This is a genomic window from Thermosipho affectus, from assembly GCF_001990485.1.
GTDB classification, from domain to species: Bacteria; Thermotogota; Thermotogae; order Thermotogales; family Fervidobacteriaceae; genus Thermosipho; species Thermosipho affectus.
Window position 1 is genome coordinate 237,290 of record NZ_LBFC01000018.1, and the last position, 23,383, is coordinate 260,672.

Here is a 23,383-nt window from a genome sequence, read left to right on the forward strand (position 1 = left end):
TTTATTCCTCCATTTTTAAGGCTTTTAAAGTTTCTTGTAGGTCTTTTGCAAGAGGGGCTATTGCCCTGATTTTTTTATTTTTATAGACAAATGTCATTTCACTACAGTGTAAAAAATATCGCTTTAGTCCATATTTTCTTTTAAATTCTCTATTTAATTTTTTGTTACCATAAAGGTTATCACCTACAACTGGATAACCTATTAAACTCAAGTGTTTTCTGATTTGGTGTTTTCTTCCGGTTTTAATTTCCACATCCAATAGCGAGAAATAGCCAAGATCAGTTTTGAATGTTTTTTTCTTGTTGTATATGGTTTTTGCATATTTACTATCAAGTGGTATTTCTATTTTTTCGGTCCTTTTAGGGTTACCTATACAGAGTGTAACATATTTTTTCTTTATATTTCTTGAAGAAATTATATCACTAATTTCTCTTGCACTATTAACGTTTTTTGCCACAATGAAAACTCCTGATGTGTGTTTATCTAATCTATGGACGAGGTAAGGTGTAAAATCTTTCTTTTTGCCTAAATACATTAATCCCTCAATTAGCGTAGCAATATGTGTACCTTTTCCTGGATGGATTGGTATACCAGCGGGTTTGTTTATTATTAAAATACTTTCATCTTCGTATATGATATCAAATTCCATTTTTATTGGAATGATTTGATTGTTTTTTTCTCTATTGTATTTAGAAGTATCTTCGTTAATGTTTATCTCATCTCCAACTTCAAGTTTGTAAGATGGATCTTTAATTTTTTTTCCGTTAACTATTATCTTTCCTTTTCTTATTAATTTGTAAATGGCGCTCAAGGGTAAATTTTTAAGTTCTTTTCTTAGAAATTTGTCCAATCTGGAATAATAATTTTTTTCTGTTACTATCATGTCTTTTTCCCTCGCTTTCTTATTTTATTATACTCTATGGTTGTGTTTAAATCAAAGAAGGTAAATTTATTTTAACATCTTGACAAGTTTTTTTTGTGTGATAAAATAAAAGTCGGCCTGGGTGCGTAGCTCAGTGGGAGAGCGCTTCCTTGACGCGGAAGAGGCCGCAGGTTCAATCCCTGCCGCACCCACCAGTTGTTTTTTCTAGTTGGGGCGTCGTCTAACTGGCAGGACACTGGACTTTGGCTCCAGCAGTGTAGGTTCGAGTCCTACCGCCCCAGCCAGAGGGCTTGATGCCCTCTTTTTTTCTAAGTATCATTCATAAAACGCACGAAAAAGTGGACGAAACAAAATGTTCACTTATTTTTCAAGAGAATTTTGCTATAAGGGTTTATAATAGAATTTGTAAAATGTTGCGGCGTGGCTGAAACGGAAAAATTTTATAGTTTTTGAAGGGAGGGTTTAGATGCCTACAATTAATCAGTTGGTAAGGTATGGAAGAAAAGTAATTAAGGAAAAATCAAAATCTCCAGCGTTACAAGGGCACCCACAAAAAAGAGGAGTTTGCGTAAGGGTATCGACAATGACCCCGAAAAAGCCAAATTCAGCTCTTAGAAAAATTGCAAGGGTTAGATTGAGCAATGGGATAGAAGTGACTGCGTATATTCCAGGTATAGGACATAACTTGCAAGAACACTCAGTTGTGTTGGTTAGAGGTGGAAGGGTAAAAGACTTGCCAGGTATTAGGTATAAAATCATAAGGGGTGCATTGGATGCAGCAGGTGTTGAGAACAGAAAACAATCAAGAAGTAAGTATGGTGCAAAGAGACCTAAGAAATAAATTGGGAGGGAAATATAAATGAGAAGAAGAAGAGCGGAAATTAGAAAAGTTCCACCTGATCCAATTTATAATGATGTTTTGGTTTCAAAACTTATAAATAGAGTTATGTGGGACGGAAAAAAATCAATAGCTCAAAAGATAGTTTACAAAGCTATGGAAATTTTAGCGGAGAAGACGAAGAAAGATCCACTTGATGCTTTGCATCAAGCAGTAGAAAATGTCAGACCTATCGTTGAAGTAAGACCAAGAAGGGTTGGGGGTGCTACATATCAAGTGCCAATTGAAGTCGAAGAACCAAGGAAGACATCACTAGCATTAAGATGGATTGTTGAAGCGGCAAGAGCTAGAAAAGGAAAGCCAATGGCTGAAAAATTAGGTGAAGAATTGGTCAATGCTTTTAACAACACGGGAACGGCTATTAAGAAGAAAGAAGATGTTCACAGAATGGCAGAGGCAAACAGGGCATTTGCACACTTTAGATGGTAAGTAGGAGGAGAGTATGAAGGAGATACAGGCGATATACGTTGACTTGAAAAAACTAAGAAACATAGGTATTATGGCCCATATTGATGCAGGTAAGACGACGACTACCGAAAGAATTCTTTTCTATACAGGTAGAAAGCATAATATTGGTAGTGTGGATGATGGTACTGCAACAATGGATTGGATGGTTCAAGAAAAGGAAAGGGGTATTACCATTGTTTCTGCTGCAACAACATGTATGTGGAAGGGCCATCGTATTAACATAATTGATACTCCGGGACACGTTGACTTTACCATTGAAGTAGAAAGGGCGTTAAGGGTACTTGACGGAGCTGTTGCCGTTTTTGATGCTGCTGCAGGTGTTGAACCGCAGTCAGAAACTGTTTGGAGGCAAGCAGATAAATACAATGTACCACGTATTGCGTTTATGAATAAGATGGATAAATTAGGTGCAGATTTTGAAATGTCTGTTGAAAGTATGGTAAAAAGACTTAGGGCAAATCCAATTCCTGTTCAAATGCCTATGGGAGCAGAGGATTCGTTTGAAGGGGTAATAGATCTAATTGAAATGAAAGCCATAAGATGGATTGATGAAAAGGGCACAGAAATGGTTTATGAAGAAATTCCCGAAAAATATTTGGCTAAAGCTGAAGAGATGAGAGAGGAATTACTTGAAAAAGTGGCAGAACTTGATGATGATATAATGGTCATGTATTTAGAGGGCGAGGAGATTTCAAATGATTTAATAAAGAAAGCATTAAGGAAGGCTACAATTGAAAATAAAGCTACACCTGTATTTTGTGGCTCTGCAAAAATGAACAGAGGTGTTCAACCTTTATTAGATGGAATTTTGGAATATTTGCCATCGCCACTTGATGTGCCACCTGTTAAAGGCTGGGATCAAAATGGAGAAACAATAGACATAGTTCCAGATGAAAACGAACCATTTACAGCCCTTGCTTTTAAAATACAAGCGGATCCATATGTAGGTAAATTAACATTTTTTAGAGTTTACAGTGGAAGGCTTGAAAAGGGTAGTTATGTGTATAATTCAACAAAAGGAAAAAAAGAAAGAATTTCAAGATTAATATTTATGCATGCCGATAAAAGAGAAGATGTAGAGTATGTAAGAGCGGGTGATATCGTAGCAGCAATTGGTTTAAAAGATACAAAAACAGGAGATACATTATGCGATGAGAAGAGACCTGTTATTTTGGAAAAGATGGAATTCCCAGAGCCTGTTATTTCTATAGCGGTAGAACCGGAAACGAAAAAAGATCAGGATAAGTTATCAAGGGCTTTAACATTGTTAAGTGATGAAGATCCTTCATTTAGAGCATATGTTGAGCCTGAAACAGGTGAAACTATTATTTCAGGTATGGGTGAGTTGCACCTTGAAATAATTGTAGATAGATTAAAACGTGAATTTAACACGAATGTGAGAGTAGGTCAGCCGCAAGTTGCCTACAGGGAAACTATTCAAGTTCCCGCTGAAGCTGAAGGAAAATATATAAGACAAAGCGGCGGAAGAGGGCAATACGGACATGTTGTAATGAGATTTGAACCTATTGATTTGAGTAAGACTTTTGAATTTGAAGATAAGATTGTCGGCGGAGTTATACCAAAGGAATATATTCCTGCAGTTGAAGAAGGTGTAAGAGAAGCAGCTCAAAGTGGATATATTGGTGGATATCCAATGGTAGGAATAAAGGCGATATTACTCGATGGTTCATACCACGAAGTTGATTCGTCCGAGATGGCATTTAAGATTGCAGCAAGTATGGCATTTAAAGAGGCTGTGAAAAAGGCAAAACCAATTTTACTTGAACCTATAATGAAAGTTGAAATTACTACTCCAGAAGAGTATATGGGAAATATAATAGCAGACCTTAATTCGAGACGTGCACATGTGGAAACATTGGAATCAAGAGGACATTTAAGAATCATAAAGGCTTTGGTGCCGCTTTCCGAGATGTTTGGTTATGCAACTGATTTAAGGTCGTTATCGCAAGGTAGGGCAACTTATACGATGGTACTTGAAAGATATGCAAAAGTTCCTGATAAGATTGCTGAAAAAATAATTTCAAAATAACTTATCCACAAAGGATAAAGGAGGGTGAATTATGGCAAAAGAAAAGTTTGTGAGAAGTAAACCACACCTTAATGTTGGTACGATTGGACATATTGACCACGGAAAAACAACATTAACAGCAGCTATAACAAAGTACTTGTCTTTGTTTGGAAGAGCAGATTATACACCATATGAACAAATCGATAAAGCTCCAGAAGAAAAAGAAAGAGGAATTACAATTAACATTGCACACATTGAATACGAAACAGACAACAGACACTACGCACACATTGACTGTCCAGGCCACGCTGACTATATTAAAAACATGATTACTGGTGCAGCTCAAATGGATGGTGCTATTCTTGTTGTTGCAGCAACTGATGGACCAATGCCACAAACAAGAGAACACGTTCTTCTCGCAAGACAGGTTAATGTTCCTGCAATGATTGTTTTCATTAACAAAACGGATATGGTTGATGATGAAGAATTGATTGATCTTGTTGAAATGGAAGTAAGGGAACTTCTTAATAAATACGAATTTCCAGGTGACGATCTTCCAGTAATAAGAGGTTCTGCTCTTAAAGCAGTTGAGGCATCTAATGATCCTAATGATGCTGCATATGCACCAATTAAAGAGCTTCTTGATACTATGGACGAATACTTCCCAGAACCACAAAGGGAAACAGATAAACCATTCTTGATGCCAGTTGAAGACGTATTTTCTATTACAGGAAGAGGTACGGTTGTTACTGGAAGAATCGAACGTGGTGTTATCAAACCCGGTGATGAAGTAGAAATCGTAGGAATGAGTTACGAAGTAAATAAAACAGTTGTTACAAGTGTTGAAATGTTTAGAAAGATCCTTGATGAAGGTCTTGCAGGTGACAACGTTGGATGTTTGTTAAGAGGTGTTGACAAAGATGAAGTAGAAAGAGGACAAGTTCTTGCAAAACCAGGATCAATAACACCACATACAACATTTAAAGCACAAGTTTACGTTCTAAAGAAAGAAGAAGGCGGAAGACATACACCATTCCAAAAAGGATACAAACCGCAATTCTTTATCAGAACAGCTGACGTAACAGGTGAATTAATTGACTTCCCTGCAGGTGTAGAAATGGTTATGCCTGGAGATAACGTAGAAATGACAATTAAACTTATCTACCCTGTTGCTATTGAAGAAGGAATGAGATTTGCTATCCGTGAAGGTGGAAGAACAGTCGGTGCAGGTGTTGTAACAGCAATTGTTGAGTAATTATAAATATTTTGGAGAGGGGGGTAACCCCCTTTCTTCCTGAAATAAAAAGGGAGGGAACAAGATGCCAGGACAGAAGATAAGAATTAGGTTGAAGGCATATGATCATAAACTTCTTGATGAGTCTGCAAAAAAAATAGTGGAAGTTGTAAAACAAACAAATGCAAAGGTTTCTGGACCAGTACCTTTGCCAACGGAAAGAACTTTATATGTTGTCTTAAGATCTCCTTTGAAACATAAAGATTCAAGGGAACAATTTGAAAAAAGAGTACACAAGAGAATGATTGATATATTAGAACCATCACCAAAAACTATTGATGCGCTTATGAAAATAAATCTTCCTGCTGGAGTTGACGTTGAAATCAACTTGTGATTCAAACTTGGAGGTGCTAGTTATGAAAATGATTATTGGAAGAAAATTGGGAATGACACGAGTTTTCGTAGGTGATAAGGTTGTTCCTGTTACTGTGATTAAAGCTGGACCATGTTTTGTAGTGCAAAAGAAAACCGTTGAAACAGATGGTTACAATGCTATACAATTGGGATTTGAAGAAGCAAAGAAGGTAAATAAACCTATGGAAGGTGTTTTCAAAAAAGCAGGAGTAAAACCATTAAAAGTCTTGAAAGAATTCAGAGTAGATAATCCCGAAAATTTTGATTTGGGTCAAGAAATAAAGGTTGATATTTTTTCAGAAGGTGATAAGATAGATATTACAGGATGGTCAAAAGGTAGAGGATTTGCTGGTGCTATGAAAAGATGGGGCTTTAGAGGAGGTCCAAAGTCTCACGGCGCGAAATTCCATAGAGAGTTAGGTTCAGTTGGTCAACACTCAGAGCCTGCAAGAATTTTCAAAGGTAAAAAGATGCCGGGACAATATGGTAACGAACGCGTAACAATTTTGAATTCAGAAGTTGTTAAAATAGATGTTGAGAACAATTTAATAGCGGTTAAAGGTGGCGTCCCAGGAGCGAGAGGCGGCCTTGTCCTCATTAGATCTGCAAAGAGAGGATAAGAGCAGGCCTCGAAAATGAAAAAAGGAGGCATTGGGGATGGCAAAAGTTGATTTGTTTAATATCAAAGGTGAAAACATTGGTACAATTGAATTAAAAGATGAGGTTTTTTCAATTGAACCAAACCAAGATGTTATGTGGCGTTATATTGACATGCAACTTACAAACGCAAGAGCGGGGACTGCGTCAACGAAGACTCGTGGAGAGGTTTCCGGTGGAGGAAGAAAACCATGGATTCAAAAGCACACGGGAAGGGCAAGACAAGGTTCTATAAGAGCACCTCATTGGAGACACGGTGGAGTTGCACATGGTCCAAAGCCCAAAGTTTATTTTAAAAGGTTAAATAAGAAAATGAAAAGGCTTGCTTTAAAATCAGCTTTGTCCTTGAGATTAAAAGAGAATAATCTAGTTGTAGTTGATGATATTAAGTTTGAAAAGCCTAGAACAAAAGACTTGACGGAAGTTTTGAAGAATTTGGGACTTGAAAATCAAAAAGTTTTAATTGTTCTTCCTAAAAAAGAGAATAAATACGAGAATGTAAAAATTTCTGGACGAAATATTCCTGGGATTAAAGTATTAATTGCGGACAATCCAGGAGTCGATAGAGTTAATATCGATGGGTTGAATGTATACGATATTTTAAATCATGATAAGCTTGTGCTCCTCCAAAGTACTGTCCAGAAGATTGAGGAGGTGCTGGGATAATGAAAAATTATGCAGATATAATCATTAGACCAATTGTAAGTGAAAAGGCATATTATGCAAGAGAAGATAGGAAGTATGTTTTTGAGGTTGCAAAGGATGCCAATAAACCACAAATAAAAGAGGCAATTGAAAAGTTGTTTAATGTGAAGGTAAAAAAAGTCAATGTTGTTAATGTTAAACCAAAACCAAAGAGAGATTTAAGAAGAGGAGCAATGGCTAGGGAAGGTTATACTAGATCGTGGAAAAAAGCTATAGTGACACTTAAAGAAGGTTATACAATTAAAGAATTAGAAGGAGAACATTAAAAGGGGTGAAAAATGATGGGTCTTAAAAGATTTAAACCAACAAGCCCTGCTCGTAGACAGATGATAATACCAGATTTTTCTGAGATAACAAAAAAAGAACCAGAAAGATCATTGGTTGTTCCACTTAAAAAAACGGGTGGAAGAAACAATTATGGTAGAATTACTGTTAGGTTTAGAGGTGGCGGCCATAAGAGAAGATATAGGATAATAGATTTTAAAAGAAATAAAGTTGGTGTGCCTGCGAGAGTAGTATCAATAGAATATGATCCAAACAGAACAGCTAGAATAGCTTTACTTGTATATGCTGATGGTGAAAAAAGATATATATTGGCTCCACAAGGGTTGAATGTTGGCGATACAATTATGAATGGTCCGGATGCAGAAATTAAACCTGGAAATGCTTTGCCACTTGAAAATATTCCCGTTGGTACGGTTATTCACAATGTGGAATTTATACCTGGAAAAGGTGGACAAATTGCACGTTCGGCAGGAACATCGTGTCAATTAATGGCAAAAGAAGGTAAATATGCGTTGTTAAAGATGCCTTCAGGGGAATTAAGAAAAGTTCCAGTAAAATGTTATGCAACTATTGGTGTTGTTGGCAATGAAGAACACAAGAATGAAGTAGATGGTAAAGCAGGTAGGGTTAGATGGAAAGGTAGAAAGCCACATGTAAGAGGGGTTGCAATGAATCCAGTTGATCACCCACATGGTGGAGGTGAAGGTAGAGGAAAAGGCCACCATCCACAAAGTCCATGGGGTCAATTGGCAAAAGGATACAAAACAAGAAGAGGTAAAAAAGCATCAGATAAATTGATTGTTAGAAGAAGAAATGGTTGATGAGGAGGTGCAATAATGGGTAGGTCCACGAAAAAGGGACCTTATGTAGATCCCAAATTATTAAAGAAAATAAGACAGTTGAACGAAGCAGGAGAAAAAAAGATAGTAAAAACATGGAGTAGGGCAAGTATGATAGTACCAGAAATGGTTGGGCATACAATAGCAGTTTACAATGGATTAAAACATATCCCGGTTTATATTACGGAAAATATGGTAGGACACAGATTGGGAGAATTTTCCTTTACCAGAAGATTTGGAGGGCACGCAGATAAGTCAGCAAGTAAGGGTCAGGTTAAAAAGTGAGGAGGGTGGAAGCAATGCAAGTTCTCATAAAGAGAAATGGAATGAAACGTTCTAAATTTCATAGAGCAAGGAAAGAAAAATTAGCATCGATGCCCGTCTATGAAGCAAAGGCTGTTGCAAAGTATATAAGAATTTCACCTAGAAAAGCTAGAAGTGTTGCAAATTCAATAAAAGGGAAAAATGTTTCAGAAGCGTTTACAATTCTTGAATTTTCTCCTAAAAAAGCTGCACGAATAATAAAAAATGTGTTAAAATCAGCAGTAGCGAATGCAGTTAATAATCACGGATTAAATGAAGAAAATTTGTACGTTTACACCTGTTATGTAAACGATGGTCCTAGAATGAAAAGACTTTGGCCAAGGGGAAGAGGAAGCGCGGACATAATACAAAAGAGGATGTCTCATATAACAGTAATAGTTAGAGATAGGGAAGCCGAGAAGGCTGCAATTGATGAAAAGAAATAGAAAGGTGAGGTGGTAAGGTGGGTCAAAAAGTTCATCCACGTGGCTTTAGGCTCGGGATAACAACTGATTGGCAAGCAACTTGGTTCAACGAAAAAAATTACAAAGAATATTTGTTAGAAGATGAAGAAATAAGAAAGGTAATAAAATCAAAATACTCTCACGCAGGAATTAGCGAAATAGTAATTGAAAGACCAGATTCAGAGAGAGTTATTGCGATTATAAAGACGGCAAGACCTGGTATAATAATAGGTAAAAAAGGTGCAGAAATCACTGAATTAAGGAAAGAGTTGGAGACAAGATTCAATAGGAGATTTATTGTAAATGTTGAGGAAATAAAATTACCTGAAGTGGATGCACAGCTTGTTGCGGAAAATATCGCAAATAGAATTGAAAAACGTGCTTCGTATAAAGTCGTTATGAAAAGGGCAATATTTAACGCAATGAGAAAAGGTGCAAAAGGTATAAAAATAATGGTTTCTGGAAGATTAGCAGGTGCTGAAATTGCAAGAACAGAATGGTATTTGAAAGGAAGATTACCACTTCAAACGATTAGATCTATAATAGATTATGGGACTGCGAGAGCAGAAACAAAATACGGTACGATAGGTATAAAAGTATGGATTTATAAAGGCGACGCCGATATCTGACGTCTAAAGGAGGTAGTACGACATGTTGATGCCAAAGAGAGTAAAGTACAGAAAACAGCATAGGGGAAGAATGAAGGGTAAAGCAAAAGGTGGAGCATTAGTTGCATTTGGTGAATATGGTTTGAAAGCGCTTGAACCTCATTGGATTACTGCACAACAGATTGAAGCATGTAGAATTGCTATTACGAGGACTTTGAAAAAGTCAGGAAAGTTATGGATTAGGATTTTTCCAGATAAATCGTATACAAAACACCCGGCAGAGAGTAAGCTTGGAAAGGGAAAAGGTAACGTTGAAGGATGGGTAGCAGTAGTGAAACCTGGGAGGATAATGTTTGAGATTGGTGGAGTAAGTGAAGAATTAGCAAGAGAAGCACTTGAATATGCTGCAACAAAACTTCCAATTAGAACAAAAATAGTAAAAAGACATGAGATAGGTGGTGAAGCAGTATGAAGGCTGCTGAACTTAGAAATCTTACAAATGAAGAATTAATGAATTTGTTAGAGGAAAAGAAAAGAACTCTCATGAACTTGAGGTTTCAGAATGTACTAGGTCAACTAAATGATTATAGTCAGATATCAAAGACTAGAAAAGATATAGCAAGAATCAAAACAATTCTCAGGGAAAGAGAATTGGGTGTAAGGAGGTAATTGACATGCCAAAGAAAAGACTTGTAGGTGAAGTTGTAAGCGATAAGATGGATAAGACGGTTGTTGTTTCCGTTAGTACGTTGGTAAAACACCCGAGAGTGGGTAAATATATAAAGAGGACAAAAAAATATTATGCGCATGATGAAAATAACGAATGCAGAGTAGGAGATACCGTTGAAATTATTGAGTCAAGACCTTTGAGTAAGCTCAAAAGATGGAAAGTGTTGAGAATAATCGAAAGGTCTGTATTTACAGAAGAAGTAGAAGATGCGGAAGGAGGTAGTAACAATGATAATCAATGAAAGCTACCTCAACGTGGCTGATAACTCAGGTGCAAAACTTTTAAGGGTAATTAGGGTAATGGGTGGTTCCAGAAGGAAATGGGGAACGGTTGGAGATATTGTTGTCTGCAGCGTAAGAGATGCAGTTCCAAATGGAGATTTAAAAAAAGGTGATGTAGTTAAAGCGGTTATTGTTAGAACGAAAAAAGAAATAAGAAGACCTGATGGTTCATATATTCGTTTTGATGATAATGCTGCTGTTGTGATTGATAAATATAACGAGCCTAAGGGGACACGTGTTTTTGGACCAGTGGCAAAGGAATTAAGAGAAAAAGGTTTTATGAAAATAGTCTCCTTAGCGCCGGAAGTATTTTAAGGGGTGATGTGCAGTGGCAAGAAAAATAAGAAAAGGAGATATGGTAAAGGTATTATCTGGAAAGGACAAGGGAAAAACAGGTGAAGTAATTACAGTGATTCCAAAAGAGGATAAGGTTATAGTCAGAGGGGTAAATATTGTAAAAAGACATCAAAGGCCAAATGCACAGATGAGGCAAGGAGGAATAATTGAGAAAGAGGCTCCTATATATGTTTCAAAGGTTGCATTAGTGTGTCCAAGTTGTGGAAATGCTACAAGAGTTGGATTTAAATTCTTAGAAGACGGTAAAAAAGTAAGGTACTGTAAGAAATGCGGAGAAGTCATAGATAAGTAAGGAGGCATAGAGCATGCAGTACATACCATTAAAGGAAAAATATGAAAAAGAAATTAGAAATGCAATGATGAAAGAATTTGGCTATAAAAACATTCACCAAGTTCCAAGATTGGAAAAGATAGTTATAAATATGGGAATTGGTGAAGGTTCAAGAAATAAAGATGTTATAGATATCCACGCAAAGGAATTAGCTTTAATTGCAGGTCAAAAACCTGTGGTAACAAGAGCAAAAAAGAGTATATCTAATTTTAAAATAAGAAAAGGTATGCCAATAGGATTGAAAGTTACTTTAAGAGGAATCAATATGTACAACTTTTTGTATAAGCTCATTAATCTTGTACTGCCAAAAGTTAGAGACTTTAGGGGATTGAATCCAAATGGTTTTGATGGAAGGGGAAACTACTCATTTGGTTTGACAGAACAATTGGTATTTCCAGAGATTTCTCCTGATCAAGTAAGAAGAGTACAAGGTATGGATATTGTAATTGTCACAACAGCAAAAACCGATGAGGAAGCTAGGAAGTTACTTGAACTCTTTGGATTTCCTTTTAAAAGACAATAAGGAGGTTTAAATATGGCAAGAAAAGGTCTTGTAGAAAGATGGAAGAAACCCAAAAAATTTAAAACAAGAGAGTATACAAGATGTAAGATATGTGGACGTGCACATTCTGTTTATAGAGAATTTGGTGTATGTAGGGTTTGTTTTAGAAAAATGGCCAACGAGGGAAAACTCCCGGGAGTTAGGAAGGCAACATGGTAAAAGGAGGGGAATACAATGTGGAGCGATCCAATAGCTGACATGCTCACTCGAATAAGAAATGCTAACGTTGCATTAAAAGAACAAGTAGATGTTCCAGCATCAAATTTAAAGAAAGCAATAGCTGAAATTTTGAAAACAGAAGGATTTATTAAAGATTACACATATATTGAGGATGGGAAACAAGGAATCATCAGAATTCAAATGAAATACAAAGGTACAAGGAGAAATAGAGAAAGAGTAATTCACGGAATTGTTAGAATTTCAAAGCCAGGAAGAAGGATTTATGTGGATAAAGATCATCTTCCAAAGGTTAAAAATGGATTAGGAATAGCAATTTTAACAACTTCTAAAGGCGTTATGACTGACAAAATGGCAAGAGAAATTGGAGTTGGCGGAGAAGTAATCGCCTATATCTGGTAAGGAGGTGTACTCAATGTCCCGTATAGCAAATAAACCTATAGTGATACCAAATGGCGTAGAAGTTAAGGTTGAAGGAAATGTTTTTAAGGTTAAAGGTCCAAAAGGTGAGTTGTCGCAAGAATTTTTACCTTATGTTAAAGTCGAGATTAATGAAAATGAAGTTAATGTAAAACCAAACGTTGAATTTATGAAAAGAAAGTCAGACTTAAAGAAAATGAAAATGTTTACAGGTACATACTGGAGATTGTTTAATAACATGGTTATTGGTGTTACACAAGGATTTAAAAAGGAATTAGAAATTGTTGGAATAGGTTACAGAGCACAGTTGCAAGGGAAAAAATTGGTTATGAACCTCGGATATGCGCATCCTGTTGAAATGGAAATACCATCTGATGTTACAGTGGAAGTCCCAAGTCCAAATAAAATAATAGTGAGCGGAATTGATAAACAAAGAGTAGGGCAAGTGGCAGCGGATATAAGAAGGTGGAGAGAACCTAACGTATATTCAGGAAAAGGTATTAGATACGTAGGAGAAGTAGTAAGATTGAAAGAAGGAAAGAAAGCATAAAGGGGGTACACTGAGATGATAAAAAGAGAAAATAGAAATTGGAGAAGGAAAAAGAGACACTTAAGTATAAGAAAAAAAATTCACGGTACAGCTGAAAGGCCAAGGTTGTGCGTATATAAAAGTGAGAAACACATATATGCACAGGTCATAGATGATGATAAAGGGCATACATTGGTAGCAGCATCAACTTTAGATAAGGAATTGAAGGAAATTTTGAAAAAGACTTGGAATAAAGAGGCAGCACGTGAAGTTGGAAAGTTAATTGGTAAAAGAGCAATCGAAAAAGGTATCAAGAAAGTGGTTTTTGATAGAGGTGGATACAGATATCACGGAAGAATTGCAGAACTTGCTGAAGGTGCTAGAGAAGCAGGCTTGGAATTTTAAGGGAGGTGCACTGAATGGCAGATATTGCACAGAAAATAAAGGCAACGGGTGAAGATTTCGAAGAAAGAATAGTGGAAATTAGAAGGACTACAAAAGTTACAAAGGGTGGGAAAAATCTTTCCTTTAGGGTGTTAGCCGTTGTTGGAAATAGAAATGGAAAAGTAGGAGTTGGCGTTGGAAAAGCAAGAGAAGTACCAGATGCTATAAGAAAAGCTTTATCAGCTGCAAGAAGAAACGTATTTAAGGTATCAATTCATAACGGTACGATTCCTCATGAAATTGTTGGAAGACAAGATGCAGCGAAAGTTTTGTTAAAACCAGCTGCACCAGGTACAGGTATTATCTCAAATGGAACAGTACGTGCTATTGTTGAATTGGCCGGTATTCACAATATATTGACAAAATCAAGTGGTTCAACCAATCCAGTTGTTTTGGCTCAAGCAACGGTTAATGGTTTGAAAAACCTCCTATCCTTGGAGAAAATAGCTGAATTAAGAGATATAACTCCAAAAGAAGTTATTTATGGTGTAAAGAAGGAGGGTTAATATGAAAAAGTTAAAAATAACCTTGGTTAAAAGTCCTATTGGATACAAATATGATCAAAAAGATACAGTTAAAAGACTTGGTTTGAGAAAGTTAAATTCAACGGTGATTAAAGAAGATATTCCTCAAATTAGAGGTATGATTAGAAAGGTAAGACATTTGGTTAAAGTTGAAGAAATAGAGGAATAAGGGAGGTAATATAATATGAGATTATCCGATATAAAACCGACTCCTGGTTCTATGAAAAAAAGAACAAGAGTAGGTAGAGGAATAGGTTCTGGAAAAGGAAAAACTTCTGGAAAGGGACACAAAGGTCAAAAAGCAAGGGGAAGAGGAAAAGTTCATATTTGGTTTGAGGGTGGTCAGACACCTTTGCACAGAAGATTACCAAAATTTGGATTTAAAAACTTTGCTAAAAAGATTTACACAGTAGTAAATGTTGAGCAACTTGAGAAGTATTTTGAATCAGGAGAAGAAGTAACACCTGATAAATTAATGGAAAAAGGTTTAATTAAGAAAATTAATGATGGAGTAAAAATACTAGGAAATGGTGAAATAACAAAACCATTAACGGTAATTGCCCATGCCTTTAGTTCAAGTGCCAGGAGGAAGATAGAAGCCGTTGGCGGCAAGGCAGAGGTGATTTAACAATGTGGAAGGCATTAAAAAACGCTTTTAAAATACCTGAACTTAGAGATAGAATAATTTTCACGTTACTAATGCTTATAGTCTTTAGGCTCGGAATTTACATTCCGGTTCCTGGGGTGAACTTGAAGGCATGGGGGGTTGCGTTTTCTCAAATGGGAACGGGTGCTGCTGGAGGTTTGATGAGTTTTTATGATGTCTTTACAGGTGGAGCATTTAGAAGGTTTTCAATATTTGCAATGAGTGTTACACCATATATAAACGCATCGATTATTTTGCAACTTCTATCTTCAGTTATTCCTTCTTTAAAAGAGTTATTAAAAGAAGGTGAAGAGGGAAGAAAGAAATTTCAAAGAATTACTAGAAATTTGACCGTTATACTTGGTGCATTACAGGGATTTGTGGTTTCATTTGGTCTTGCAAGAAGTTTTGAGAATGTGTTAGTTATTCCTTTATGGACATTTACACTTTTATCTACTATGACATTGCTAGCTGGTACTATGTTCTTATTGTGGATTGGTGATAGGATAACGGAAAAAGGTATAGGAAATGGTATTAGTGTTTTGATATTTGCGGGAATTGTTGCAAGATATCCAGCATATTTTAGAACAGCGGTACTTGGCGGATTAAACATATTTGAATGGATTTTCTTGCTTGGAGTAATGTTCTTAATGGTTATTGGTATTATATATGTACAACAAGCCGAAAGAAGAATAGTAGTACAATACGCATCCAGAATGGTTGGAAGAAGGATATATGGTGGGACTTCAACTCACATTCCAATCAAGGTGAATCACAGTGGAGTTATTCCAATTATATTTGGTTGGGCAATAGTTTCTATACCAGTTGGTATAGCACAATTTACAAGTTCTGAAACTTTAAAATCATTATTTTCAATGACTAGTCCACTTGTGATAACTATTTATGCTGTTTTGATTTTCTTTTTTACGTATTTCTACAGTGTTGTTGTATTTGATCCAAAAGATATAGCACAAAATATAAAGAGTTATGGTGGATACATACCAGGTATTAGACCGGGAAAACCAACTGAGCAATATATTACAAGGGTTTTGAATAGGATAACTTTTGTTGGGGCATTATTCTTAGTTGCAATTGCACTTGTTCCTTACTTGGTTCAAGGTGTTACGGGAGTTAGCATATGGCTTGGTGGTACGAGTGCATTGATTGCTGTTGGTGTGGCACTTGACATAGCTCAACAAATGGAAGCGCACCTTATTATGAGAAATTACGAAGGATTTGTTAAAAAAGGAAAACTCCCAGGAAGGAGATGAGAATATGAATATTGTCTTCCTGGGGCCTCCTGGGGCTGGTAAAGGAACTTATGCAAAAAAATTGGCAAATATATTAAATATTCCGCATATATCAACTGGAGATATATTTAGAGAAGAGATAGCTTCTAAAAGTGATCTAGGTAAAAAAGTAGAAGAAATATTAAAACGTGGAGAACTTGTACCAGATGATTTGACAAATACAATTGTAAAAGAAAGGCTTTCAAAATATGATTGTAAAAAAGGATTTATATTAGACGGATTTCCAAGAACAGTTGCTCAGGCTAAAGCTTTAGATGAAATATTGAAGAAACTTGGAAGGGAACTTGGGTATGCAATATATTTTGAAGCAAGTGAAGAGGTTGTTGTTGAGAGAATTAGCAATAGAAGAATTTGTAAAAATTGTGGCAAGATTTATAACTTAATAACTCTTCCTCCTAAGGTTAATGGAAAGTGTGATGTTTGTGGTGGGGAGTTATATCAAAGAGAAGATGACAGAGAAGAAGTTGTAAGAAAAAGATATAAAGTTTATATGGAAAACACATTTCCTGTAATAGAATATTATCGAAAAGATAACAAACTTTTTACAGTGGATGGTAGTATGGATGTTGATTCAGTAATAAAAGAAGTATTAAATATTATCAGAAGGTGAAAGAATTGATTTACATTAAAAACAAAGAAGAAATTGAAAAGATAAAAGTAGCTTCACAAGCGGTGGCTACAATATTGAAAGAAGCAGAAAAAGTTGCAAAAGTTGGTGCAACTGCATGGGATTTAGAGGTTTTGGCCGAGAAGATTTTGAAAGAGTTAAAATGTACTCCGGCGTTTAAAGGTTATCACGGTTACCCATATATTACTACTGTTTCTGTAAATGATGAAGTTATACATGGATTTCCATTGAAGAAGAAGGTATTTAAAAAAGGTGATATAGTTTCGTTAGATGTAGGTGCAATATACGATGGGTATTATGGTGATGGTGCTTACACGTATATAATAGGTGATACCGATGAAGTTGGGAAGAAGTTAGTTGAGACAACAAGAGAAGCATTGAATATAGCAGTTGAAATATTAAGAGCGGGTATAAAACTAGGAGATATTTCTCATGAAATACAAAAATATGTGGAATCTAATGGGTTCAATGTGGTAAGGGATTTTGTAGGTCACGGGGTTGGAAGGAAGCTCCATGAAGATCCACAGATTCCAAATTACGGAAAAAAAGGAACGGGTGTAATATTAAGAGAGGGTATGACTATTGCAATAGAACCTATGGTTACTGAAGGCGGCTGGCACGTAGCAATTTTAGAAGATGGGTGGACTGTGGTTACAGTTGATGGAAAAAGAGCAGCTCATTTTGAACATACTTTGTTAGTAAAAAAAGACGGATGTGAAGTTTTAACCCAGGTGGGGTGATAAGATTGTCAAATAAGGAAGATATTATAAAGATGGAGGGTACCATTGTCGAAGCTTTGCCAAATGCTATGTTCAGAGTAGAATTAGAGAACGGTCATAAGATTTTGGCACATATTAGTGGAAAGATGAGAAGAAATTTTATAAGATTAGTACCAGGAGATAAAGTAGTAGTTGAGTTAACAATTTATGATTTAACCAAGGGAAGAATAGTTTACAGGAAAAAGTCATAGAAGAAAGGAGAGAGTGCCATGAAAGTACAATCATCTGTAAAGAAAAGATGTGAGCATTGTAAAATAATAAAAAGAAAAGGTAGAGTTTACGTTATTTGTAAGGTGAATCCAAAGCACAATCAGAAGCAAGGTTGAGGAGGGAGATAGATGGCTCGTATTGTTGGTGTTGAAATACCAAATGATAAGAAGGTAGAAATTGCTCTTACTTATATATATGGTATTGGTAGGACTAGAGCGAAATTAGTATGTGAAGCAACAAATGTGGATCCAAATAAAAGAGTAAGAGAATTAAATGATGAAGAAATTAGTAAAATAGCCACATTTATTCAACAGAACTTTAAAGTTGAAGGTGAATTAAGATCAGAAGTAATGCAAAATATAAAGAGGTTAATCGATATAGGATGCTATAGAGGATTAAGGCATAAATTGGGGTTACCAGTAAGAGGTCAAAAGACAAAATCTAATGCAAGAACGAGAAAAGGTCCAAGACCAAGTAGAATTAAGAAGAAAAAATAAGGAGGGACATAAATGGCAAAAAAAACGCGTAGGGTTGTTAAAAGGAAAAAGAAAATATCTGTTGATCGTGGCGTTGTACATATTAAGTCAACATACAACAACACTATTATTACCTTAACCGATCCAGATGGAAAAGTAATCACCTGGGGAAGTGGAGGAACTGCAGGATTCCAAGGAACAAGAAAGGGAACGCCTTATGCAGCGCAACTTGCAGCAGATCAAGTTGCCAAAGAAGCGGTAAAACTTGGTATGAAAAAAGTTGATATTTTGGTTAAAGGACCAGGTTCAGGAAGAGAAGCTGCAATTAGGACTTTCCAAGCAGCGGGACTTGAAATTGGGATTATTAAAGACGTTACACCTATTCCATTTAATGGCTGTAGGCCAAAGAAGAAAAGAGTTTAAGGGAGGGAAATAAATGGCTAGATATACAGGTCCACAATGTAAACTTTGCAGGCGCGAAGGAATGAAGTTGTACCTGAAAGGCGAAAGGTGCTTTACTGATAAATGTGCGTTTGATAGGAGACCTTTTGCTCCAGGTGATCATGGAAGAGACAAGAAGAAGTTAACGCAATATGGTATACAATTAAGGGCAAAACAAACTATGAAAAGGATATATGGGGTACTTGAGGCACAATTTAGAAGATATTATGAGACTGCTGCTAAAAAAACGGGGGATACCCGTGAAAATCTTGTTATACAGGTGGAAAGAAGACTCGATAACGTAGTGTATAGGTTGGGATTTGCAGTTAATAGAACAACTGCAAGGCAGCTTGTAAATCACGGACATTTTATGGTTAATGGAAGAAAAGTAACGATTCCATCTTATCAAGTTAGACCGGGAGATGTGATTGAAGTAAGGGAAAAAAGTAGGGATATTTTGCCAATTAAAAATGCAATAGAATTGAATAAAGATAAAAATAGAATGCCATGGGTTTCAGTGGATTTTGATAATTATAAAGGGGTTTATGAAAGACATCCAAAACTAGAAGAAGTTATTGATCTTCCAGTTGACGTACAAGCAATTATCGAATTGTACTCGAGGTGATAAATTATGGATTTTATTATGCCTAAAGGTCTTAAAATGGAAGATCATTCGGAAGCGGATGAACATTATTATGCCCGGTTTGTTCTTTTTCCGCTGGAAAAAGGATACGCTACAACTATAGGGAATACATTAAGAAGGGTTTTGCTTTCTTCCATCCCATCACTTGTGATAACGGATGTAAAGTTTGTAAGACCAGAAAAATACCATGAATTTGACACTATAGAAGGGATAAAAGAAGATATAATAGAGATACTTTTAAATTTAAAGAAAGTACAACTAAAGATGGAAAGTTACATAGAAAGTCCAGTAGAGTTGAGTATTCAGCACAAAGGAGAAGGAGAAATTAAAGCTGGGGATATTATTGTGCCTGCAGGGGTAACAGTCGCAAATCCAAATCTACACATTGCAACTGCAAATGAAGATGCGGATATTGAAATAAAGATGTATGCAACGATAGGTAAAGGTTTTGTGCCAGCTGCAGAAAGAAATGAGAAACCAGATATAGGATGGATTGTTTTGGATGGAGTATACAACCCTGTTCTTAAGGTTAATTGGAAAGTTGAGAATGTTAGGGTTGGTAAAAAGACTGACTATGATAAATTGATTTTAGAAATCTGGACTAAGAAAAATATAAAACCTATAGAAGCATTAAAACAATCTGTTAAGATAATAAATGATCACTTTAAGTTAATTGAAGAAAGTTTTGGTGATATGGAAGATAATGCAATTGTAATTGAAACTACAAACACAGAAGTGATTGAAGAAATGGTAGATGAAGATGATGTTTTAAGTAGAAAGATAGATGAGCTAGATCTGTCCATGAGAGCATTAAATTGTTTAAAGAGGGATAAAATAGAGACAATAGGAGATTTGCTTGAAAGAGGAGAAGATGAATTGTTAAAAATTAAAAACTTCGGACAAAAATCCCTAGATGAGGTAAAAGAAAAGCTGAAGGAAAAGTTTGGAATAAGCTTTGGAAGGGAGGAAGAATGAAATGAGACACAGAATGAAAAAACATAGAATTGGAAGATATGGAAGTCATAGAAGATCCTTGCTAAGAAATTTATCAAGGGAAATTATAGAACATGGTAGTATAATTACTACCACCAAAAAGGCAAAAGCGGCACAAGAATTTTTTGAAAAATTAATGACAAAGGCAATAAAGGCGAAAAAGGCAGATAAAAAAGAAAGAGAAGTAGCTTTAAGAAGGGAAATTTTCAAAGCATTAGGTGATAGAAAATTAGTTAATAAACTCGTTGATGAAATTGCACCAAAATATCTTGATAGGCCAGGTGGATACACGGCTATTTATAAAATAGGTCCAAGAAGAGGCGATGGTGCAGAGATGTCATTGATAAAACTTGTAATAGAAGAGTAAGGGGGAAGTCCCCCTTTTTTACTCTTTGAGGAGGTGTAGTATGGAAATAAAAGAGCTAGGTGTTGATAAAAACATTGTGACTAAGGAATATATATTTGATGGTACAGATATTAAAACTGCTGAAAGAAGGACTTTAAACGAATTGAATAGAAAATATACTGTGGAGGGGTTTAGAAAAGGAAAAGTCCCTCTTAGTGTTTTTAAAATGAGATTTGGAAAAGATTTTTATGATTATTTTGTCTTTGAGCAATTGTTGGAAGAGGTTTATAAATCTTTTAAAGAAGAGACTAACCTCTTGTTAATTCCAGAAATTGTGGAAAAGGAAATAAATTCTGAAAATGGAAGAGTAGTTGTAAATTTCCATAAAAAGCCTGTTGCAAAAGTTGAAGTTGAAAAAATTAAGGTTAGAATTGCAAATAAGGAACAAGTACTAGATAATTACCTTGATTTGAGATTGAATTCTTTAAAGGAAGAACATGCTGTTTTAGAACCAAAAGAGGGACCTGCAGAATTTGATGATCTAGTTAGAGTTAGAGTTTTTGTGGTTAATAAAGAGACGGGAAAAGTTTTAATAGATGGAAAAGAAGATGAATACGTGTTGTATAAAGAGGATGAAAGACCAACCGTTAAAAATGTAGTAGGACATAAAAAAGGGGATGTAGTAGAATTTGATAGAGAATTTGCAGGAAAAGAAGGGGAAAGTGTTACTTATCACTATAAATTGGAAATCCTAGAAGTTTATAAAAGAAATTTGCCTGAATTAACCGATGAATTTGTAAAAAATAATTTATCCGAACTACATCTAGAAACTTTGGAAGAACTTAAGAATAAAATAAGAGAAGAAGGTACAAAAATTTACGATGATGAAATTAAGCATTCAATAAGGGAACAGATTTTGGCACAACTTCCAGATGTGACTGAATTGTTTATTTCTGAGAAAACTATAGATTATGCTGTAAGGCTTATAGTTAACAATATGAAAGAAGAAAATAAATATGAAGATTACGTGAAAAAATACGAAACTGAAGAAAAGGCTTTAGAATCTTTAAAAGATTACTATGTAACTGAATTAAAGAAAGAGTCTGCAATTGAAAAGCTTGCAAAAGAGTATAACATTGAAAGAAAAGTATCTGATGAAGAATTGGAAAAATACGCCGAAATTTTGGCACCTTATTGGGGTATTAGTGTTGAAAGGGCAAAGGTTTTAGCGAAAGAAAAACCAGAGATAAGAGAAGAAATAGAGAATATGATTTTTGTGGATAAAGTTATTGATAAAGCTGCAGAAAAAGTTCAAAGAGAAATTGTCGATGTGAATAAAGAAGGTGAAGAGAGTGAAGAAAATAATTGATCAATATGTCCCAATGGTAGTTGAAAATACCGGAAAATATGAAAGGGCTTATGATATTTATTCCAGATTATTAAAGGATAGAATAATCTTTTTGGGCAGTGCCATAGATGATCATGTTGCAAATTTAATAGTAGCACAGCTTCTTTTTTTAGAAGCAGAAGATCCAGATAAAGATATACAATTGTATATAAATTCTCCGGGTGGATCTGTAAGTGCTGGGCTTGCCATATACGATACTATGCAATATGTTAAATGTGATGTTGTCACAATATGTATAGGGCAAGCAGCATCTATGGGTGCTGTTTTGCTTGCTGGAGGTGCAAAGGGAAAGAGGTTTTCGCTGCCTAATAGCAGAATCATGATTCATCAACCATTAGGTGGCGCGGAAGGTCCTGCAAAAGATGTTGAAATTATGACGCGTGAACTTTTGAGAATAAAGAATAAGATTAACGAAATATTAAGTTTTCACACGGGTCAGCCAATTGAGAGGCTGGAAAAAGATACGGATAGAGACTTTTTCATGACACCTGAAGAAGCGCTTGAATACGGTTTAATAGACAAGGTTATTAAACCGGAAGATAGGAAAAAATGATTTATGGTATAATTAATGTGTTAAGGATAATTTGAAGGAGGTAAAAGAATGTCGGGTCACAACAAATGGGCAAATATTAAACATAGGAAAGCGGCCCAAGATGCAAAAAGATCTAAAATATTTACAAAATTGATTAGAGAGATTATAGTTGCTGCAAGAGAAGGCGGTGGAGATCCAGAAACAAATCCAAGATTAAGAGCAGTTATAGAAAGAGCAAGAGCGGCAAATATGCCAAAAGATACAATTGAAAAATCCATAAAAAAGGGTACAGGTGAACTGGAAGGTGTAGATTACCAGGAAATAATATACGAGGCATATGCTCCTGCTGGAGTTGCATTGTACATTTATGCTATGACAGATAATAAAAATAGAACAGCTCAAGAATTAAGGCATCTTCTGAGTAAACATGGAGGTTCTCTTGCAGAGAGTGGTTCTGTTGCGTGGTTGTTTGAAAGGAAAGGAATTATTGAAATTCCGAAAGAAAAAGTTGCAGACTTTGAGGAATTTGCAATGGTAGCAATTGATGCAGGAGCAGATGATATTGTTGAAGATGATCCTATACAGGTTATTACAGCTCCAGAAAATATGACTGAGGTAAAAGATAAGTTGGCAGAAAACGGTTTTGAGGGAGAAGCAAAGGTAACCTTTATCCCAAAAAATACCGTTAAAGTAACGGGTGCAGATGCAGAAAAAGTATTGAAATTGATAAGTATTTTGGAAGATAATGATGATGTGCAAGAAGTTTATGCAAATTTTGATATAGATGACAAAGAAATGGAAGAAATAATGGCCAAACTTGAAGGATAAA

The 23,383-nt window shown here is 35.6% G+C and carries 39 protein-coding genes and 2 tRNA genes; 40 read left to right on the forward strand and 1 reads right to left on the reverse strand.

What is annotated here, in order from left to right:
* Nucleotide 1: 1 nt before the first annotated feature.
* Nucleotides 2-883: an RluA family pseudouridine synthase gene (locus tag XJ44_RS05485; RefSeq protein WP_077198340.1), complete on the reverse strand. Its 882-nt coding sequence runs from the start codon at nt 881-883 to the stop codon at nt 2-4.
* Between the two features lie 119 nt (nt 884-1,002).
* Here XJ44_RS05485 and XJ44_RS05490 point away from each other — a divergent pair.
* From XJ44_RS05490 to XJ44_RS05685, 40 genes are all read left to right on the forward strand, one after another.
* A tRNA-Val gene (locus XJ44_RS05490) sits at nt 1,003-1,077 on the forward strand.
* Nucleotides 1,078-1,092: 15 nt separating this feature from the next.
* A tRNA-Gln gene (locus tag XJ44_RS05495) sits at nt 1,093-1,167 on the forward strand.
* A 182-nt stretch (nt 1,168-1,349) separates the two neighbouring features.
* Nucleotides 1,350-1,724 (forward strand): 30S ribosomal protein S12, encoded by a 375-nt coding sequence (gene rpsL / locus XJ44_RS05500; RefSeq protein ID WP_075665998.1) that lies wholly within the window; start codon nt 1,350-1,352, stop codon nt 1,722-1,724.
* Nucleotides 1,725-1,742: 18 nt separating this feature from the next.
* Nucleotides 1,743-2,210, forward strand: coding sequence for a 30S ribosomal protein S7 (gene rpsG / locus XJ44_RS05505; protein WP_075665999.1), 468 nt, complete (start codon nt 1,743-1,745; stop codon nt 2,208-2,210).
* A 13-nt stretch (nt 2,211-2,223) separates the two neighbouring features.
* A complete protein-coding gene (gene fusA, locus XJ44_RS05510; protein WP_077198341.1) occupies nt 2,224-4,299 on the forward strand; it encodes an elongation factor G in 2,076 nt (691 codons plus the stop codon).
* Between the two features lie 31 nt (nt 4,300-4,330).
* The gene (tuf, locus tag XJ44_RS05515; protein ID WP_075666001.1) at nt 4,331-5,533 is read left to right on the forward strand and encodes an elongation factor Tu; all 1,203 of its coding nucleotides are present in this window, start codon (nt 4,331-4,333) and stop codon (nt 5,531-5,533) included.
* Between the two features lie 64 nt (nt 5,534-5,597).
* Nucleotides 5,598-5,906 (forward strand): 30S ribosomal protein S10, encoded by a 309-nt coding sequence (gene rpsJ / locus XJ44_RS05520; protein WP_012057174.1) that lies wholly within the window; start codon nt 5,598-5,600, stop codon nt 5,904-5,906.
* Nucleotides 5,907-5,928: 22 nt separating this feature from the next.
* Nucleotides 5,929-6,546, forward strand: a complete 618-nt coding sequence (gene rplC, locus XJ44_RS05525; protein WP_075666002.1) for a 50S ribosomal protein L3 — start codon at nt 5,929-5,931, stop codon at nt 6,544-6,546.
* Between the two features lie 37 nt (nt 6,547-6,583).
* The gene (gene rplD, locus XJ44_RS05530; protein WP_077198342.1) at nt 6,584-7,249 is read left to right on the forward strand and encodes a 50S ribosomal protein L4; all 666 of its coding nucleotides are present in this window, start codon (nt 6,584-6,586) and stop codon (nt 7,247-7,249) included.
* A complete protein-coding gene (gene rplW, locus XJ44_RS05535; RefSeq protein WP_075666004.1) occupies nt 7,249-7,554 on the forward strand; it encodes a 50S ribosomal protein L23 in 306 nt (101 codons plus the stop codon). The genes rplD and rplW overlap by 1 nt, the downstream gene beginning before the upstream one ends.
* A gap of 15 nt (nt 7,555-7,569) precedes the next feature.
* A complete protein-coding gene (gene rplB, locus XJ44_RS05540) occupies nt 7,570-8,394 on the forward strand; it encodes a 50S ribosomal protein L2 (RefSeq protein ID WP_077198410.1) in 825 nt (274 codons plus the stop codon).
* A 15-nt stretch (nt 8,395-8,409) separates the two neighbouring features.
* On the forward strand, nt 8,410-8,697 hold the full coding sequence (gene rpsS, locus XJ44_RS05545) for a 30S ribosomal protein S19 (protein WP_077198343.1): 288 nt from the start codon (nt 8,410-8,412) through the stop codon (nt 8,695-8,697).
* A 14-nt stretch (nt 8,698-8,711) separates the two neighbouring features.
* Complete coding sequence (gene rplV, locus XJ44_RS05550) at nt 8,712-9,161, forward strand: 50S ribosomal protein L22 (RefSeq protein ID WP_077198344.1); 450 nt, start codon at nt 8,712-8,714, stop codon at nt 9,159-9,161.
* A 17-nt stretch (nt 9,162-9,178) separates the two neighbouring features.
* The gene (gene rpsC, locus XJ44_RS05555; RefSeq protein ID WP_075666006.1) at nt 9,179-9,808 is read left to right on the forward strand and encodes a 30S ribosomal protein S3; all 630 of its coding nucleotides are present in this window, start codon (nt 9,179-9,181) and stop codon (nt 9,806-9,808) included.
* Between the two features lie 22 nt (nt 9,809-9,830).
* Nucleotides 9,831-10,259, forward strand: a complete 429-nt coding sequence (gene rplP, locus XJ44_RS05560; RefSeq protein ID WP_075666007.1) for a 50S ribosomal protein L16 — start codon at nt 9,831-9,833, stop codon at nt 10,257-10,259.
* Entirely contained in the window at nt 10,256-10,456 is a 201-nt protein-coding gene (gene rpmC / locus XJ44_RS05565; protein WP_075666008.1) for a 50S ribosomal protein L29, read from the forward strand. Before rplP ends, rpmC begins: the two co-directional genes overlap by 4 nt.
* A 5-nt stretch (nt 10,457-10,461) precedes the next feature.
* Nucleotides 10,462-10,758: a 30S ribosomal protein S17 gene (gene rpsQ, locus XJ44_RS05570; RefSeq protein ID WP_075666009.1), complete on the forward strand. Its 297-nt coding sequence runs from the start codon at nt 10,462-10,464 to the stop codon at nt 10,756-10,758.
* Nucleotides 10,745-11,113: a 50S ribosomal protein L14 gene (gene rplN / locus XJ44_RS05575; RefSeq protein ID WP_075666010.1), complete on the forward strand. Its 369-nt coding sequence runs from the start codon at nt 10,745-10,747 to the stop codon at nt 11,111-11,113. The genes rpsQ and rplN overlap by 14 nt, the downstream gene beginning before the upstream one ends.
* Before the next feature lie 13 nt (nt 11,114-11,126).
* The gene (gene rplX / locus XJ44_RS05580; RefSeq protein WP_077198345.1) at nt 11,127-11,447 is read left to right on the forward strand and encodes a 50S ribosomal protein L24; all 321 of its coding nucleotides are present in this window, start codon (nt 11,127-11,129) and stop codon (nt 11,445-11,447) included.
* A 13-nt stretch (nt 11,448-11,460) separates the two neighbouring features.
* Nucleotides 11,461-12,009: a 50S ribosomal protein L5 gene (rplE, locus tag XJ44_RS05585; protein WP_075666012.1), complete on the forward strand. Its 549-nt coding sequence runs from the start codon at nt 11,461-11,463 to the stop codon at nt 12,007-12,009.
* Between the two features lie 12 nt (nt 12,010-12,021).
* Nucleotides 12,022-12,207 (forward strand): type Z 30S ribosomal protein S14, encoded by a 186-nt coding sequence (locus XJ44_RS05590; RefSeq protein WP_075666013.1) that lies wholly within the window; start codon nt 12,022-12,024, stop codon nt 12,205-12,207.
* A 15-nt stretch (nt 12,208-12,222) separates the two neighbouring features.
* Nucleotides 12,223-12,627, forward strand: coding sequence for a 30S ribosomal protein S8 (gene rpsH / locus XJ44_RS05595; RefSeq protein WP_075666014.1), 405 nt, complete (start codon nt 12,223-12,225; stop codon nt 12,625-12,627).
* Nucleotides 12,628-12,640: 13 nt separating this feature from the next.
* A complete protein-coding gene (rplF, locus tag XJ44_RS05600; RefSeq protein ID WP_077198346.1) occupies nt 12,641-13,195 on the forward strand; it encodes a 50S ribosomal protein L6 in 555 nt (184 codons plus the stop codon).
* Between the two features lie 15 nt (nt 13,196-13,210).
* Nucleotides 13,211-13,579 (forward strand): 50S ribosomal protein L18, encoded by a 369-nt coding sequence (gene rplR, locus XJ44_RS05605; protein ID WP_077198347.1) that lies wholly within the window; start codon nt 13,211-13,213, stop codon nt 13,577-13,579.
* A gap of 14 nt (nt 13,580-13,593) precedes the next feature.
* Nucleotides 13,594-14,124, forward strand: coding sequence for a 30S ribosomal protein S5 (gene rpsE, locus XJ44_RS05610; protein WP_075666017.1), 531 nt, complete (start codon nt 13,594-13,596; stop codon nt 14,122-14,124).
* A gap of 1 nt (nt 14,125) precedes the next feature.
* Nucleotides 14,126-14,311, forward strand: a complete 186-nt coding sequence (gene rpmD, locus XJ44_RS05615; RefSeq protein ID WP_075666018.1) for a 50S ribosomal protein L30 — start codon at nt 14,126-14,128, stop codon at nt 14,309-14,311.
* A 15-nt stretch (nt 14,312-14,326) separates the two neighbouring features.
* A complete protein-coding gene (rplO, locus tag XJ44_RS05620; RefSeq protein WP_077198348.1) occupies nt 14,327-14,770 on the forward strand; it encodes a 50S ribosomal protein L15 in 444 nt (147 codons plus the stop codon).
* A gap of 2 nt (nt 14,771-14,772) precedes the next feature.
* A complete protein-coding gene (gene secY / locus XJ44_RS05625) occupies nt 14,773-16,059 on the forward strand; it encodes a preprotein translocase subunit SecY (RefSeq protein ID WP_075666020.1) in 1,287 nt (428 codons plus the stop codon).
* 4 nt (nt 16,060-16,063) lie between these two features.
* The gene (locus XJ44_RS05630; RefSeq protein ID WP_077198349.1) at nt 16,064-16,708 is read left to right on the forward strand and encodes an adenylate kinase; all 645 of its coding nucleotides are present in this window, start codon (nt 16,064-16,066) and stop codon (nt 16,706-16,708) included.
* 5 nt (nt 16,709-16,713) lie between these two features.
* Nucleotides 16,714-17,466 (forward strand): type I methionyl aminopeptidase, encoded by a 753-nt coding sequence (gene map / locus XJ44_RS05635; RefSeq protein WP_077198350.1) that lies wholly within the window; start codon nt 16,714-16,716, stop codon nt 17,464-17,466.
* Between the two features lie 5 nt (nt 17,467-17,471).
* Nucleotides 17,472-17,696 (forward strand): translation initiation factor IF-1, encoded by a 225-nt coding sequence (gene infA / locus XJ44_RS05640; RefSeq protein ID WP_075666023.1) that lies wholly within the window; start codon nt 17,472-17,474, stop codon nt 17,694-17,696.
* Between the two features lie 18 nt (nt 17,697-17,714).
* Nucleotides 17,715-17,831: a 50S ribosomal protein L36 gene (rpmJ, locus tag XJ44_RS05645; RefSeq protein WP_012057198.1), complete on the forward strand. Its 117-nt coding sequence runs from the start codon at nt 17,715-17,717 to the stop codon at nt 17,829-17,831.
* Nucleotides 17,832-17,843: 12 nt separating this feature from the next.
* Nucleotides 17,844-18,212 (forward strand): 30S ribosomal protein S13, encoded by a 369-nt coding sequence (rpsM, locus tag XJ44_RS05650; protein WP_075666024.1) that lies wholly within the window; start codon nt 17,844-17,846, stop codon nt 18,210-18,212.
* Nucleotides 18,213-18,224: 12 nt separating this feature from the next.
* Nucleotides 18,225-18,614 (forward strand): 30S ribosomal protein S11, encoded by a 390-nt coding sequence (gene rpsK / locus XJ44_RS05655; RefSeq protein ID WP_075666025.1) that lies wholly within the window; start codon nt 18,225-18,227, stop codon nt 18,612-18,614.
* 13 nt (nt 18,615-18,627) lie between these two features.
* Complete coding sequence (rpsD, locus tag XJ44_RS05660) at nt 18,628-19,257, forward strand: 30S ribosomal protein S4 (RefSeq protein ID WP_075666026.1); 630 nt, start codon at nt 18,628-18,630, stop codon at nt 19,255-19,257.
* A 6-nt stretch (nt 19,258-19,263) separates the two neighbouring features.
* On the forward strand, nt 19,264-20,250 hold the full coding sequence (locus tag XJ44_RS05665) for a DNA-directed RNA polymerase subunit alpha (RefSeq protein WP_075666027.1): 987 nt from the start codon (nt 19,264-19,266) through the stop codon (nt 20,248-20,250).
* Between the two features lies 1 nt (nt 20,251).
* Nucleotides 20,252-20,635 carry a 50S ribosomal protein L17 gene (gene rplQ, locus XJ44_RS05670; protein ID WP_077198351.1) on the forward strand — a complete coding sequence of 128 codons (384 nt, stop codon included), beginning with the start codon at nt 20,252-20,254 and terminating at the stop codon, nt 20,633-20,635.
* 40 nt (nt 20,636-20,675) lie between these two features.
* On the forward strand, nt 20,676-21,983 hold the full coding sequence (locus tag XJ44_RS05675; protein WP_075666029.1) for a trigger factor: 1,308 nt from the start codon (nt 20,676-20,678) through the stop codon (nt 21,981-21,983).
* A 13-nt stretch (nt 21,984-21,996) separates the two neighbouring features.
* Nucleotides 21,997-22,575, forward strand: coding sequence for an ATP-dependent Clp endopeptidase proteolytic subunit ClpP (gene clpP, locus XJ44_RS05680; RefSeq protein ID WP_232218230.1), 579 nt, complete (start codon nt 21,997-21,999; stop codon nt 22,573-22,575).
* A 48-nt stretch (nt 22,576-22,623) separates the two neighbouring features.
* The gene (locus XJ44_RS05685) at nt 22,624-23,382 is read left to right on the forward strand and encodes a YebC/PmpR family DNA-binding transcriptional regulator (RefSeq protein ID WP_075666031.1); all 759 of its coding nucleotides are present in this window, start codon (nt 22,624-22,626) and stop codon (nt 23,380-23,382) included.
* Nucleotide 23,383: the final 1 nt, after the last annotated feature.